Raw genomic sequence first — 14,207 nt, 5'->3', positions numbered from 1 at the left:
GCCAAAGCGCGTGCGGGTGACGGCCGACCTGCCCGCTCGGCTCTCATCGACGTACACCCGCGGCATCGCCCTGCCGGGTTCGCCGGTGGACGAGGCGGATGCCGTCTACGCGCGAGCCCTCATGCGCAGCCAGCTCCGCCTGGCGCTCGGCACGATCGCGGGCTTCGTGCTCGTGGTGGTCGCTCTGACGCTGACGATCGCGCTGGCCCCTGAGATCGGCAGGGTCCTCGTGTGGGGCCTGCCGCTGTCCTGGCTGCTGCAGGCCTACGCGTTCTATCCGGTCATCCTCGTCTTCGCGCTGCTCTACCTGCGCACAGCCGCCCGCAACGAGCGGCGCTACCCGGCGCTCCGGGACCGCGAGTGAACGCCGTCCTGGATCTGGTGGGCGTCGCGCTCGTCGTTGTTGCGACGCTCCTGATCGGCGTCTACGGGCTGAGGATCTCGCGAACGACCAGTGACTTCTTCGTCGCCTCCCGCACGGTGCGGCCGGTGTGGAACGCGTCGGCGATCAGCGGTGAGTACCTCTCGGCCGGCACGTTCCTGGGCCTTTCCGGGCTGGTGCTGCTCGACGGCGCCCGCGGCTTCTGGTTCCCGATCGGATACGCGGCCGGGTACCTGCTGGTGCTCGCCTTCGTGGCGGCACCGCTTCGTCGCAGCGGCGCGTACACGATCCCCGACTTCATCGAGGCGCGGCTCGAGTCGGTTGCCGCGCGGCGAGTCACCAGCATCGCGGTGCTCATCATCGGCTGGCTCTACATCGTGCCGCAGCTGCACGGCGCCGGGCTCACCCTGCTGGTCGTCGCCGGAGTGCCCGAGTGGGTCGGCGCGGTGACGGTCGCGGTGCTGGTCGCCGCGGCGGTGGCGGCGGGCGGCATGCGCGCCATCACCTACGTGCAGGCCTTCCAGTACTGGCTGAAGCTCACCGCGCTCCTCGTGCCGGTGGTCTGCATCGCCTTCGCGCTGAGCGGCGGACCTCACGACTTCGATCCGGCGCTGGTCTTCCCCGCCGAGGCAGGGCCATCGGGGTTCGACGCCTATGAGACGGCATCCCTGCTCCTCGCCCTGCTGTTGGGCACCATGGGGCTCCCGCACGTGCTGGTGCGGTTCTACACGAGCCCGACCGGGGTGTCGGCCCGTCGGACCACCGTGATCGTGATCGCGATGGTGAGCGCGTTCTACGCCGTGTCGAGCACGATGGGCCTGCTGGCGCGCATCGCCGCCCCCGACCTCGCGGTTCCCGGCATCGCCGACACGGTCGTGCTGCTGCTGCCGTCCCGCGTCTTCCCCGGAGTATTCGGCGAGCTGCTCACGGCGCTGATCGTGGCCGGCGCGTTCGCCGCGTTCCTGGCGACCTCTGCCGGACTCGTCGTCTCGCTTGCGGGCGTGATCAGCCAGGACGTCTTCTCCGGCTCGGTGCGCTCGTTCCGCCTGTCGGCCGTGCTGTGCGCGCTGGTGCCCCTCGCCGTCGCGCTGCTCACCGCCCCGGCGGGGCTCGGATCGAGCGTGGGGGTCGTCTTCGTGGTGGCTGCGTCGACCCTGTCGCCGGTGGTGCTGCTGGGGGTGTGGTGGCGGGGTCTCACCGCCCGCGGGGCGGTGGCGGGGATGCTGTCGGGCGGTCTCGCGGCAGGACTCGCCCTGCTGGTGAACGCCCTGATCGGGGGAGTCGGCGCCGCCGCCCCCTATCTCGCGCAGCCGGCCGCCTGGACCATCCCGCTCGCGGCCGCCGTCACGATCGCTGTGTCGCTGCTCGATCCGCGGGGCCGGTCGCCGCGCGCCGAGCGCTTCCTCGCACGGGTGCACACGCCGGAGCGCGTCTGACCGGCGTCAGGGGCGGGCGGAGCGCAGCGACCAGGCCGGCCACCAGCCGTCGGGGAGAGACCGGAGAAGCTCCGCCGCGTCGTCGACTCGCTCGGGCGGGGATGAACCGCTGGGCTCGCCGCCGCTCGAGCCGCCGACGCCGTCGGCGGTGTGGATCCGCGTGTGCAGCCAGCGCTGCCGACCGACAGGGAACACCTCCCTCAGCCCGCCGGCTGCGATCGCGAGCAGGGTCTGCTCGAGGTGGGCGGCAACGGTCTCGGCGGACTCGTCGCAGGCGTCGCATGTGCAGCCGGGCGCCGAGTCCCGGAACAGCGCTCCGGCTTCGATGCCGACGGATTCGACCGTCGCGGTGATGGTGATCGCGGCACCCGTCGCGGGCCGCAGGTGCAGTACGCGCTCGCCTGGTCCGCCGGCTCGCCGGTCGACGTCGACGACGTACCAGGTCTCGAGGTGGTCGACCAGCGCGTCGACGACGGACAGCACGGGGGCGAATCGCTCGGGATGGGAGACCCGGGAATAGGCCTCGTCCGGCGGAGACGCGTCGCCCCAGCGGGAACCGTAGTCGATGACCCGGCCGGTGTCGTCCAGGAACTCCGGGGTCGCGATCGCCGGACGCGCGAAGGGCACCGGCGCGACGACGAGGTCGACGTCGACCTGCTCGTGCGCGAGGGCCGCGAGCTCCTGATCGTCGAGGTCGGCCTGCGGCCATGACGCGAGCATGTCCCGGAAGGGCTCGCGCTGATCCGGGCGCTCCACGATCGTCCGCAGCAGGCCGGCGACCGTGATCGATCTCGTCGACGTGCCCACCTCGGGTTCGCTCGTCATCCGCCACGTCGCCGCCGGATGCGCCACCGCGATCGCGTTCCCCAGGAACCGCGTCGCCGCATCCGCGGTCTCTGCAGACGCGAGGAGTTCGGGGTGCGCGGCCACGAAATCCCACAGCGCGACGGGGTCGGCGGCGAGGACGACGGGGTCTGCGCCGGCGTCGCGCGCGAACGCCTCGAAGGGCTCGAACCCCTCCACGAACCGCGGGGGGCGGACCTTCTCAGCACCCGGCCAGACGATCGTGGCGAATGCCGTGGAGTCCGGCATCGGCGCCAGCGGGCCCGGAAAGACGTCCGACGGTGTCATCGAGGTCAGATCCTGCGCCCGCGCGGCATCAGCCGGACATCGGGCAGCGGCGGCGCCGGGATGCGCACGTCGTGACCCTCGACCACACCGAACCGGCCGGTCGGGCCGCCCGCTGACTCCGTCTCCCACTCCTCGCGCGCCGCGGCGATCTCGTCGTGGCTGCGGCCGGCGAAGTTCCACCACATCACGATCTCGTCGACGAACGGCTCGCCGCCGAGCAGGAACAGCAGTGCGTCTGCGGTGCTCGACACTTCGACGCTCTCCCGCGAGTCGCCGAGGTAGAGCACGTCGTTCAGGGTCATCGGATGCTCGGCCACCACGGAGTCGCCCTCGACCAGCATGATCGCGTGCTCCCAGTCGGCGCGCAGCGGCAGGTGCACCGTGGTCCCGGCAGGCACGACGATCTCGGCTCCGACGATCGGGGTGTGCACGGTCGCGGGAGAAGTCGCGCCGGCGAACTCGCCGAGCACGACGATGGCCTCGGCATCCGCCCCCTGCTCGGCCGGGAGCGTCACCGCCGGCAGCGATGTGTGCCGCTCGAACCCGCCCTCGCCGTGCCGCGCGGATTCGGGCAGCACGACCCAGAGCTGCAGCGCGTCGAGCGGGATCGGGCCCTCGCCGATCGAGTACTCCGAGTGCGAGATGCCGTGGCCGGCGGTCATCAGGTTCAGCTGTCCGCGGCGGAGGTCGGCGTCGCTGCCGAGCGAGTCGCGGTGGCGGATCTCGCCGACCAGCGGCCAGGTGACCGTCTGCAGGCCGATGTGCGGGTGCGGCTCGACGCGCATCCTCGTCTCGGCCGGGCCGAACCTGTCGAGGAAGCACCAGGCTCCGATCGTCGGCAGGTTCCGATGCGGCAGCACGCGCAGCACATCCATGCCGCGGACGCCGCCGAGCGGAACCTCCCGCGGCTCGAGGACGAGCCGGTGCCGGCCGATCATCCGTCGGTCCCCGCCACCGGCGCCGGGCGCTGCGGCCAGCGGATCTCCGCCCCCGGGATCTCATGTGTGCTCAGGTACTTCGCGATGTACGGGCACAGCGGCACGATCGCGAGGCCTGAGGCCACGGCATCCGTCAGCGCGCCCTTCGCGAGGATCGCGGCGAGGCCCTGGCCCTGGAACGCGGGGTCGACCTCGGTGTGGATGAACCTGATCGCGCCAGGGCGCAGATCGAACTCGGCGAAGCCGGCGAGCGTGTCGCCGGACCTGATCTCGTAGCGGGCGGCGTCGTCGTTGCGGGTCACGGTGAAGTCGGTCATCGGATGCTCCTTCTGGCGTCTGCGTCCAAACTACGCCCGCTTCGGGACACAGGGACCCGCGAAATCCATCCCTCGGCGGGGGCAGGAGCTGTGGAGGACGGCGGCCGGCGTCGGCGGGGGTGGTTACGCTTGAGGGATGCCGCAGACTCCCCGTGATCCGTACGCGGACCTGCCGTACGCCGACGAGCCCTTCGACGGCGGGTGGGAGTCGAGCGAGCCGCCCGAGCCGATGGACTGGGAGCCGCAGGGCGCCGGGTTCGAGCCGCCGCTGGACTGGGGCCAGGGTCCCGTGACTGCGGTGGCCGGCCCTTCGTCTCGTCCCTCGGCTGCTCGCACGGGAACCGGAACCGGAACGGGAACCGGAACCGGAGACGCCGCCGTCCGCAGGGCGACGCCGAGCAGGTACGCGACCGCCGGCGAGGCGCTGCACACGGTCTTCGGCTATGAGGAGTTCCGAGGCGACCAGGCGGCGATCGTCGAGCAGGTGATCGGCGGCGGGGATGCCGTCGTGCTGATGCCGACCGGCGGCGGCAAGAGCGTCACGTACCAGGTGCCAGCGCTCGTGCGCGAGGGCACAGGGCTGGTGATCAGCCCGCTCATCGCGCTCATGCACGACCAGGTCGACGCGCTGCGCGCCAACGGCGTGAAGGCCGCGTACCTCAACTCGACGCAGGCGATCGACGAGCGCCGCGAGGTCGAGCGGGCGTACGTCGCCGGAGAGCTCGACCTCATCTACGTCGCGCCCGAGCGGCTCTCGAGCCCCGCCACCACGGCGCTTCTGCAGCGCGGAATCCTCAGCGTCATCGCGATCGACGAGGCGCACTGCGTGTCGCAGTGGGGCCACGACTTCCGCCCCGACTACCTCGCGCTCGGCGATCTCGCCGAGCGGTTCCCCGGCGTCCCGCGGATGGCGCTCACCGCGACCGCCACGCACGAGACGCACAAGGAGCTCACCGAGCGCCTGCACCTGCCGGACGCGAAGCACTTCGTCGCCAGCTTCGACCGCCCGAACATCCAGTACCGGATCGTTCCGAAGGTCGATCCGCGCAAGCAGCTCGTGACCTTCATCCGCTCGCAGCAGGAGGGCGCAGCCGGCATCGTCTACGCGCTCAGCCGCAAGTCGGTCGAGCAGACCGCGACCTACCTCGCAGCGCAGGGACTCGACGCGCTGCCGTACCACGCGGGCCTGCCCGCCGAGGTGCGCGCGGCGAACCAGTCGCGGTTCCTCCGTGAGGACGGCGTCGTGATGGTCGCGACCATCGCATTCGGGATGGGCATCGACAAGCCGGACGTCCGCTTCGTCGCGCACATCGACCTCCCGAAGTCGGTCGAGGGGTATTACCAGGAGACCGGCCGCGCCGGCCGCGACGGCGAGGCATCCGTGGCCTGGATGGCCTACGGGCTCGGCGACGTCGTGCAGCAGCGCCGGCTGATCGACCAGAGTCCCGGCGACCGCACGTTCAAGATGCGCATGGGGCAGCACCTCGACGCGATGCTCGCCCTGTGCGAGACCGTCGAATGCCGCAGGCAGAACCTGCTCGGCTACTTCGGCCAGGAATCCCAGCCGTGCGGCAACTGCGACACCTGCCTCGAGACCACCGAGACGTTCGACGGGCTCGTGCCGGCGCAGAAGCTCCTCTCCACGATCGTGCGGCTCAAGCGGGAGCGCAACCAGGCGTTCGGCGCCGGGCACCTCATCGACATCCTCCGCGGAGCCTCCACCGACCGCATCCGCCAGCAGGGGCACGAGAAGATCGCCACCTACGGCATCGGCTCGGATCTGTCCGATCAGGACTGGCGCAGTGTCGTGCGGCAGCTCCTCGCCCGCGGCATCCTCGCGGCACAGGGGGAGTACGGCACGCTCGCGCCCGGTGAGCAGGCCGCCGGGGTGCTGCGCGGTGAGCTGCCGGTGCCGCTGCGGAAGGACACCATCGGGCGTCCGGCCTCGTCGGGCCGCGCCCGCAAGGCGAGTGCGGCGGATGCTCTGGGTGCCGGCGACCGGGGTCTCTTCGAGGCGCTCCGCGCCTGGCGCGCCGAGACGGCACGCGAGATCGGCAAGCCGGCGTACGTCGTCTTCGGCGACGCCACGCTGCGTGCGCTCGCCGAGCTCCGCCCCGGATCCATGGACGAACTCGAGGGCATCACCGGCATCGGCGAGAAGAAGCGCGAGTCCTACGGTGAGCGCGTGCTCGCGGTGATCGCCGCCGCCTGAGACCTCCGGCACCCCGACCGCGAGGGCTCACCGCCGCGGCAGCACGTCGTCCAGATGCGCCTGCAGCTGCTCGGCCACGTCGACGGCTGAGCGGTCGTACAGCCACTGGTACTGCAGTCCGTCCCACAGCGCGACCAGCCAGGCCGCCTCACGCTCAGGGTCGCGATGCTCGGGCAGATCGCCGTCGGCCTGCGCGAGCCGGAACAGGTCGGCGAAGTAGTCGACACCCTGGGCGAAGCGGTGGGCGAAGTACTCGTGCGCCGGGTGCGCTGCGGGCAGCGCCTCGCACGAGAGCACCGCGTAGACCTCGATCAGGCCGGGCTCCTCCTCGGCGTCGGTGCGCGCATTCGACGGGATGCCGCGCAGCACATCGGCCGCGCGGCCATCGGCGGCGACGCCGCCCCGCTCCCGGATCGAGCTGTCGCGCTCGGAGAGCACCGCGCTGAGCAGCAGCTCCTTGGACGGGTAATGGTGCAGCAGCGTCGACTTCGAGACGCCCACCGCCTCCGCGATCTCGCGCAGGCTCGTGTCGCCGTAGCCGCTCCGGGAGAAGAGCCGGGTCGCGTCGGCGACGATCTGCGCGCGGCGACGTCGACCGACCGCGTACCCGGCATCCGCCTCTCCCGGGCGCTCGCCGAAGACCGGAGGCAGCGGGCCCGCAGACTCGACGCGGGCGGGCGCCTCTTCGGCGTCGTGCCAGCCGAACGGCGTCGCCCACAGCCCTTCGCGCTCCTCGAGCAGGCCGACCACGTCGACTCGATCCGGCAGGTACTGCGAGAGGAGCTGCAGGCCGTCCCACGCGGCCATGAGCCGGGTGATCTCCCCGTCCACGTTGCGGTCTGGTGAGATCACTCCGTGGAACGCGGCCTCCTGCATGCCGTCGGCGCTGAGCTCCCGCATCCGCGCGTATCGCTCCTTCATCCGGTCGTGGGCAGGATGACCCGGTGCGGATGCTTCGCCGGTCAGTGCCGCGAACAGCTCGAGGTATCCCTCGGTCGCGGCGTTGTGCGCGGCGATCTCCGAGAAGAGCAGGGAACCGGGCTCGCCGGCGGCCGTGATCTCGCTCATGAGCGCCGCGTTCTCGTCTTCGAACCCGGCGACGACCTCGGCGAGCAGGTCGTCCTTCGAATCGAAGTGCCCGAGGAGGCCGGGGTGGCTGACGGATGCCGCCGCCGCGATGTCGCGCAGAGACGTCGCGCGGTAGCCCTGTCCGATGAACAGCTCGCGGGCTGCGGTGAGGATGCGCTGCCGCGTCGCGGCACTGCGGTCCTGCCGGGTGCTCGTCGTCATCAGCATCCTCTCCTCTCCCCATTCTCACCCATTACCAATCGGTCGATATTCACTTACCAAACGGTCGAGATTCGTGTATCGTCGTCTCGACGTCGAGTCGTGGACGACCGGCGCACCCCTTGCCCGAAAGGACTCACTCATGACAGAGCTGTCATCGGCCGCCAGCGCCGCGGCCGTCGGAACCACCGGCTTCAAAGCTCCTGGAACGACCCCGGCGAAGACGCCCCGCGGCTACACCGGAGGCCTCGCCGCCGTGAACTTCGGCGTCTACCTCGCCCTGCTGACACCCGTGATGGTGTCGATGGCGTTCAAGATCCAGCACATCGACCCGGTCAGCACCGAAGGCAGCCTCGGCCTCGTGATGGGTGTCGGCGCGGCGTTCGCGCTCATCGCCAACCCGCTCGTCGGGCGCCTCTCCGACCGCACCACCTCGCGCTGGGGCATGCGCCGCCCGTGGATCCTCGGCGGGGCGATCGTCGGCCTCGGCGGCTTCGCGCTGATCGGCGCCGCGACCTCGGTGTGGGTCGTCCTCCTCGCCTGGTGCCTCGTGCAGACCGCGATGAACGCGGTGCTCGCGGCCGCGAACGCGACGCTCCCCGACCAGGTGCCGGTCTCCAGCCGCGGCAAGGTCTCCGGTCTCGTCGGCATCACGACCCCGATCGGCATCCTCGCCGGCAGCTTCCTGGTCAACTTCCTCCCCGGAGACTTCGAGCGCTTCGTCGTTCCCGGCGTGATCGCGCTGCTGCTGGCAGTCGTCTTCGTCCTGACGCTGAAGGACCGCGTGCTCACCGAGAGGCCGGCCGATCGCTTCACCGTCGCCACGTTCTTCGGCTCCTTCGTCTTCAACCCCCGCAAGCACCCCGACTTCGGCTGGACCTGGCTGACGAAGTTCATGGTGATGTTCGGCTACGCCGGCATCGCGACCTTCCTGCCGCTGTACCTGGTCACGAAGTTCGGCCTCGACGAGCAGGGCGCCGTCGGCACCATCCTCGCCGCCAACCTCGCCTCGATGGCGGCCATGGCGATCTCCTCGCCGCTCGGCGGCTTCCTCTCCGACCGGCTCGGCAAGCGCCGCCCGTTCGTCGCCATCGCCGGCCTCATCATGGTCGTCGGCCTCGTCATCCTCGCGGTCGCCCCCAGCATTCCGGTCGTCATCCTCGGCCAGGCGATCATCGGCCTCGGCGCCGGGTCGTTCTTCTCCGTCGACCTGGCGCTCGCCACCGAGGTGCTGCCGAACCCGGACGACGTCGCCAAGGACCTCGGCGTGCTCAACATCGCCAACGCGCTGCCGCAGTCGATCGCCCCCGCGATCGCTCCCGGCATCATCGCCCTCGGCGCAGCCACGCCGCTGGGCGGCTACACCACCTGGTACCTGTTCGGCGCACTGGTCGCGCTCGGCGGCGCCGTGCTCGTCTACCGCATCAAGGGAGTCAAGTGACCATGACAGAACCGACCGCCGAACGTCCGTGGCTCGACGCGAGCCTCCCCGTCGACGAGCGCGTGCAGCTGCTGCTCGACGCGATGACACTGGAGGAGAAAGCCGGCCTCTTCTTCCAGACCATGATCGCGATGGGGGAGAACGGCGAGCTTTCCGAGGGGAGCGACGCCTTCGGGATCCCGTCGAACCGGCACCACGTCGTCGACCTGAAGATGACGCACTTCAATCTGCTCGGGGCGGCGCCGACCGCCGGTGAGATGGCGCGCTGGTACAACGCGCTGCAGGAGCTGGCGGCATCCACCCGTCTCGGCATCCCGGTGACGATCTCGACCGACCCGCGGCACTCTTTCAGCGAGAACCCCGGGGCGTCGATCCTGTCGGGTCCGTTCTCGCAGTGGCCCGAGCCGCTCGGCCTCGCCGCGACCCAGGATGCCGGGCTCGTCGAGCGCTTCGGCGACATCGCGCGTCAGGAGTACACCGCCGTCGGCATCCGGGTCGCCCTGCATCCGCAGGTCGACCTCGCGACCGAGTCGCGGTGGGCGCGTCAGCTGCAGACGTTCGGGGAGGATGCCGACCTGTCGGGAGAACTCGGAGCGGCCTACGTGCGCGGCTTCCAGGGCGAGTCGTTCGGCCCCGGATCCGTGTCGACCATGACCAAGCACTTCCCCGGCGGCGGCCCGCAGAAGGACGGCGAGGACCCGCACTTCGACTACGGGCGCGAGCAGGTCTACCCCGGCGACAACTTCGAGCATCACCTCGCGCCCTTCGAGGCGATCTTCGCGGCCGGCGGCCGGCAGATCATGCCCTATTACGGCATGCCGGTCGGCACTGAATACGAGGAGGTCGGCTTCGGCTTCAACAAGGGCGTGCTCACGGGCCTCCTGCGCGAGCGCTTCGGCTTCGACGGCATCGTCTGCACCGACTGGGGCCTTGTCACGGATCAGCCGATCATGGGCACCGACTTCTCTGCGCGGGCCTGGGGCGTCGAGCACCTCACGCCGGCGGAGCGGATGACGAAGATCCTGGATGCCGGCGCCGACCAGTTCGGCGGCGAGCAGGAGCCGCAGATGCTCATCGATCTGGTGCGCGACGGCATCGTGGGCGAGGGCCGGCTCGACATCTCCGCGCGCCGGCTGCTGCGGGAGAAGTTCGAACTCGGCCTGTTCGAGGACCCGTACGTGGATGCCGATGCGGCCGACGCGATCGTCGGATCGGACGAATTCCGCTCGGCGGCGGATGCCGCGCAGCGCGCCTCCGTCACGGTGCTGTCGAACGGCGGCGCCCTGCCGATCGAGGCCGGAGCGAGGCTGTACGTCGAGGGAATCCCGGCCGAGACCGCCGCCCTCTACGGCACCGTCGTGGCGTCGCCCGCCGAGGCGGACATCGCGATCCTGCGCCTGCAGGCCCCGTACGAGGAGCGCGCGTCGATGTTCGAGAACTTCTTCCACGCGGGCTCGCTGGACTTCCCGGCCGACGTGCTCGCGCACGTCGCCGAGGTGTCGGCGGCCGTCCCGACCGTGGTCGACGTGTTCCTCGACCGTCCTGCGATCCTCGCGCCCGTCGTCGACTCCGCGAACGCGGTCGTTGCGAACTGGGGCTCCAGCGCGGCCGCGCTCCTGGACGTCCTCTCCGGGGCGTTCCCCGCCCAGGGCAGGCTGCCGTTCGACGTGCCGCGCTCGATGGCCGCGGTCGAGGCCTCGCGCCCTGACGTCCCCTTCGACACGGCCGACCCGCTGTTCCGGTTCGGGCACGGTCTCTCGCTCTGAGAGCCTGCACGTCCGATCGCCCCGCATGCTCCGGCATGCGGGGCGATCGCGCGTGAGGGAGCGGTCCGGCGGGCGCGCGCCGGCGTCCGAGGTCGCACTGGTGCGACCCTCGCCGCAGGTCTACTGTGAGCCTCAGCACGCCGACGACGACGTCGGCGGGTCGGCCTCGGGGGAGACCGAACAGAGATTCTGGGGATCATCATGAAGCGACGTCTCATCTCAGTCCTTGCCGCGCTGACTCTGGGCGCGGCTGCGCTCGGCGGCGCTGCTCCCGCGATCGCGGCCGACGATCCGGGCGGGGCTCCGTATGTCGCTCTGGGCGACTCGCAGGCCGCCGGCACCGGCAACCTGCCGTACGCCGATCTCGAGTGCCTGCGCTCGAAGAAGGCGTACCCGAGCCTGCTCGCCGCGATGTCCTGGATGCCGGTCGCATCCAGCGCCTGCGCCGGCGCGACCACGGATCTCGTCGTGTCGGAGCAGCTGGGAGACCTCGGGCCGGCGACGACGCTCGTCACCCTCACGGCCGGCATCAACAACGTCGGCTGGCAGGATGCTCTCGCCGCATGCAGCAGCGGCGGCAGCCCGGCGCTGTGCTCGGCCGCGCTCGCCGCGGCGCAGGGGGCCATCACCGGCATCCCGGTCAGCATCGGGCAGACGGTCGGCGCGATCCGCTCGCTCGCACCGAACGCGCTGATCGTCGTGACGGGGTACCCGCTGCTGTTCGGCGCGGTCGCCGACAGCTGCAGCGTGGGACATTCGCTGAAGTTCTCCGCACTGCAGGCGGCCATGATCAACGCGGGAATGGCCGGCGTGAACACGGCCGTGCTCACAGGCGTCGAGGGATACGTCGGCTTGACCGGAGACCCCGGCGTCCGCTTCGTCGACATCGCGCAGGGGTTCGCGGGGCACGGCCTGTGCGACACCGGCGACCGCTGGATCAGCGGACTGGTCTCGGGTGCCCCGACCATGGACCGCGCATTCCACCCGAACGCGGCAGGGCAGCAGGCGTACGCGACGATCATCGCGGGAGCGCTGGCACCCTGACCTGTGGCCCGGGCTGTGGCGTCGCCACAATCCCGGTGGGGATCGAAACCCGAGGCGCTTGGAGGAACCGCACAGGTGGTTTCCTCCAAGCTTGTGGCAGACCTACCATGACAGCATCCCTACTTCTCCTCGAGAGGAATGCTCATGGTCGCCGCCGTCCGCCCTTCGACGACACACACCGACGCGAACAGCGCTGACGCGAACAGCGCTGACGCGAACAGCACTGACGCGAACCCGCAGATCGATGTCGCGCGCGTCAACGAGCTCCTGATGGGCACGTGGGGTGAGACCCGCCGTCAGGCGCGCGAGATGATCAAGGACCCCGCGTTCTGGCGCAAGGACGAACTCGGCATGGACGAGCACCGCGAGCGCGTGCTCAGCCAGCTGCACCTGCTGGTCGAGAACCGCACGGTGCACCGCGCCTTCCCGAAGCAGTTCGGCGGAGAGGAGAACAACGGCGCCAACATCGCCGGCTTCGAGGAGCTCGTCGCCGCCGACCCCAGCCTGCAGATCAAGTCGGGCGTGCAGTGGGGGCTGTTCGGTTCGGCGATCCTGCAGCTGGGCACCGCCGAGCACCACGAGAAGTGGCTCCCAGGAGTCATGGACCTCTCGATCCCCGGCGCGTTCGCGATGACCGAGATGGGGCACGGATCCGACGTCGCCGCGATCGGCACCACCGCGACGTACGACCCGGAGACCGAGGAGTTCGTCATCAACACGCCGTTCCGCGCGGCGTGGAAGGAGTTCCTCGGCAACGCCGCGCTGCACGGGATCGCCGCCACCGTGTTCGCCCAGCTCATCACGAACGGCGTGAACCACGGGGTGCACTGCTTCTACGTGCCGCTGCGCGGCGAAGACGGCGTCGACCTCCCCGGCATCAGCCGTGAGGACGACACGCTCAAGGGCGGCCTGAACGGCATCGACAACGGCCGTCTGCACTTCGACCACGTGCGCATCCCGCGCACCAACCTGCTCAACCGCTACGGCGACGTCGCCGCGGACGGCACATACACGAGCACGATCGACAGCCCCGGCCGCCGCTTCTTCACGATGCTCGGCACCCTGGTGCAGGGCCGGGTGTCGCTCGACGGCGCCGCGTCCTGGGCATCCGCCCTGGGGCTGCACATCGCGATCACCTACGCCACCCAGCGCCGTCAGTTCGACGGCGCGGACGGGCAGGAGGTCGTGCTGCTCGACTACGGCAAGCACCAGCGGCGCCTGCTGCCGCGCCTGGCGACGACGTACGCGCAGATCTTCGCGCACGATGAGTTCCTGCAGAAGTTCGACGGCGTCTTCTCCGGCCGCACCGACACCCCCGAGGACCGCGAGGACCTCGAGACCCTCGCCGCAGCGCTCAAGCCGCTGTCGACCTGGCACGCGCTGGACACGCTGCAGGAGGCCCGCGAGGCCTGCGGCGGCGCCGGGTTCATGTTCGAGAACCGCCTGGTCGGGCTCCGCCAGGACCTCGACATCTACGTCACCTTCGAGGGCGACAACAACGTGCTGCTGCAGCTGGTCGGCAAGCGCCTGCTGACCGACTACGCCGGGCAGTTCAAGGGCAAGGATGCTGCGGCGCTCGCGCGCTTCGCCGTCGAGCAGACCGCGGGCAAGGTGTTCCACGGAGCAGGGCTCCGGCAGTTCGGGCAGGCCGTCACCGACCTCGGCTCCACCGCCCGTTCCGTGGAGAAGGGCCTGCGCGAGGATCAGCAGCACGAGCTGCTCTCCGACCGGGTGCAGCAGATGATCGCCGACATCGCCGGGCGCCTGCGCCCAGGCGCAAAGGACAAGGCGCTCGGCGCCCGCCTGTTCAACGAGAACCAGGCCGAGCTCATCGAGGCCGCGCGTGCACACGGCGAGCTGCTGCAGTGGGAGGCGTTCACCGACGCGGTGCACCAGATCGAGGATGCCGAGACGAGGAAGGTGCTCACGTGGCTGCGCGACCTCTTCGGCCTGCAGCTCATCGAGAAGCACCTCGCCTGGCACCTGATCAACGGCCGCCTGTCCATGCAGCGCGCTGCCGCGGTCTCGAGCTACATCGACCGCCTGTGCGCACGGCTGCGCCCGCACGCGCTCGAGCTGGTGAACGCGTTCGGCTACGAGCCCGAGCACGTGCGCGCACCCATCGCCTCCGGCGCCGAGGCCGAGCGCCAGAATGAGGCCCGCGCGTACTACGCCGACCTCGCGGCATCCGGCCAGGCGCCCGTGAAGGAGAAGAAGAAGCGCTGACCTCTCACCGCCGCTGGGTAGGCTCGG

General features: G+C 70.7%; 11 protein-coding genes. 7 read left to right on the top strand and 4 right to left on the bottom strand.

Translation table 11 applies throughout. The annotated features are described in order from the left end of the window. The first annotated feature begins 16 nt into the window (after positions 1 to 16). Positions 17 to 364, top strand: coding sequence for a heavy metal transporter (locus IPV10_RS10120; RefSeq protein WP_307861099.1), 348 nt, complete (start codon positions 17 to 19; stop codon positions 362 to 364). Then, positions 361 to 1,818, top strand: a complete 1,458-nt coding sequence (locus IPV10_RS10115) for a cation acetate symporter (RefSeq protein WP_207483373.1) — start codon at positions 361 to 363, stop codon at positions 1,816 to 1,818. Before IPV10_RS10120 ends, IPV10_RS10115 begins: the two co-directional genes overlap by 4 nt. A gap of 6 nt (positions 1,819 to 1,824) precedes the next feature. Here IPV10_RS10115 and IPV10_RS10110 read toward each other — a convergent pair whose 3' ends face one another. The 3 genes from IPV10_RS10110 to IPV10_RS10100 are packed head-to-tail and all read right to left on the bottom strand — an operon-like array spanning position 1,825 to position 4,204. Next, positions 1,825 to 2,949, bottom strand: coding sequence for a DUF6226 family protein (locus IPV10_RS10110; RefSeq protein ID WP_207483371.1), 1,125 nt, complete (start codon positions 2,947 to 2,949; stop codon positions 1,825 to 1,827). Positions 2,950 to 2,954: 5 nt separating this feature from the next. Beyond that, positions 2,955 to 3,887, bottom strand: coding sequence for a pirin family protein (locus IPV10_RS10105; RefSeq protein ID WP_207483369.1), 933 nt, complete (start codon positions 3,885 to 3,887; stop codon positions 2,955 to 2,957). Then, a complete protein-coding gene (locus IPV10_RS10100; RefSeq protein ID WP_207483367.1) occupies positions 3,884 to 4,204 on the bottom strand; it encodes a GNAT family N-acetyltransferase in 321 nt (106 codons plus the stop codon). The genes IPV10_RS10105 and IPV10_RS10100 overlap by 4 nt, the downstream gene beginning before the upstream one ends. Positions 4,205 to 4,340: 136 nt before the next feature. Between IPV10_RS10100 and recQ the strand changes: the two genes are divergently transcribed. Then, complete coding sequence (gene recQ, locus IPV10_RS10095; RefSeq protein ID WP_207483365.1) at positions 4,341 to 6,416, top strand: DNA helicase RecQ; 2,076 nt, start codon at positions 4,341 to 4,343, stop codon at positions 6,414 to 6,416. 27 nt (positions 6,417 to 6,443) lie between these two features. On the opposite strand, the gene IPV10_RS10090 is transcribed toward recQ, so the two are convergent. Continuing rightward, a complete protein-coding gene (locus IPV10_RS10090) occupies positions 6,444 to 7,706 on the bottom strand; it encodes a TetR/AcrR family transcriptional regulator (protein WP_242684846.1) in 1,263 nt (420 codons plus the stop codon). Positions 7,707 to 7,845: 139 nt separating this feature from the next. On the opposite strand from IPV10_RS10090, the gene IPV10_RS10085 reads away from it, so the two are divergent. The 4 genes from IPV10_RS10085 (at position 7,846) to IPV10_RS10070 (ending at position 14,180) form a co-directional block, all read left to right on the top strand. Next, positions 7,846 to 9,144, top strand: a complete 1,299-nt coding sequence (locus IPV10_RS10085) for an MFS transporter (protein ID WP_207483361.1) — start codon at positions 7,846 to 7,848, stop codon at positions 9,142 to 9,144. A gap of 2 nt (positions 9,145 to 9,146) precedes the next feature. Beyond that, positions 9,147 to 10,910, top strand: coding sequence for a glycoside hydrolase family 3 protein (locus IPV10_RS10080; RefSeq protein ID WP_207483359.1), 1,764 nt, complete (start codon positions 9,147 to 9,149; stop codon positions 10,908 to 10,910). Positions 10,911 to 11,111: 201 nt separating this feature from the next. Next, positions 11,112 to 11,954, top strand: coding sequence for an SGNH/GDSL hydrolase family protein (locus tag IPV10_RS10075; protein WP_207483357.1), 843 nt, complete (start codon positions 11,112 to 11,114; stop codon positions 11,952 to 11,954). Between the two features lie 144 nt (positions 11,955 to 12,098). Then, positions 12,099 to 14,180: an acyl-CoA dehydrogenase gene (locus IPV10_RS10070; protein ID WP_374192231.1), complete on the top strand. Its 2,082-nt coding sequence runs from the start codon at positions 12,099 to 12,101 to the stop codon at positions 14,178 to 14,180. The last annotated feature ends 27 nt before the right edge of the window (positions 14,181 to 14,207 follow it).

Origin of the sequence: Microbacterium sp. SD291, assembly GCF_017355365.1 — a bacterium.
Classification (GTDB): Bacteria; Actinomycetota; Actinomycetes; order Actinomycetales; family Microbacteriaceae; genus Microbacterium.
The sequence above is the reverse complement of the archived record's forward strand: the minus strand, read 5'-3'. Positions and strand labels throughout refer to the sequence as shown.

Excerpts from the sequence above, each read along its gene's own strand:
- IPV10_RS10105 (WP_207483369.1), bottom strand. The coding sequence starts at position 3,887 with ATGATCGGCCGGCACCGGCTCGTCCTCGAGCCGCGGGAGGTTCCGCTC.
- IPV10_RS10075 (WP_207483357.1), top strand. The coding sequence starts at position 11,112 with ATGAAGCGACGTCTCATCTCAGTCCTTGCCGCGCTGACTCTGGGCGCG.
- IPV10_RS10090 (WP_242684846.1), bottom strand. The coding sequence starts at position 7,706 with ATGACGACGAGCACCCGGCAGGACCGCAGTGCCGCGACGCGGCAGCGC.
- IPV10_RS10100 (WP_207483367.1), bottom strand. The coding sequence starts at position 4,204 with ATGACCGACTTCACCGTGACCCGCAACGACGACGCCGCCCGCTACGAG.
- IPV10_RS10080 (WP_207483359.1), top strand. The coding sequence starts at position 9,147 with ATGACAGAACCGACCGCCGAACGTCCGTGGCTCGACGCGAGCCTCCCC.
- IPV10_RS10085 (WP_207483361.1), top strand. The coding sequence starts at position 7,846 with ATGACAGAGCTGTCATCGGCCGCCAGCGCCGCGGCCGTCGGAACCACC.
- IPV10_RS10110 (WP_207483371.1), bottom strand. The coding sequence starts at position 2,949 with ATGACACCGTCGGACGTCTTTCCGGGCCCGCTGGCGCCGATGCCGGAC.
- recQ (WP_207483365.1), top strand. The coding sequence starts at position 4,341 with ATGCCGCAGACTCCCCGTGATCCGTACGCGGACCTGCCGTACGCCGAC.
- IPV10_RS10070 (WP_374192231.1), top strand. The coding sequence starts at position 12,099 with ATGGTCGCCGCCGTCCGCCCTTCGACGACACACACCGACGCGAACAGC.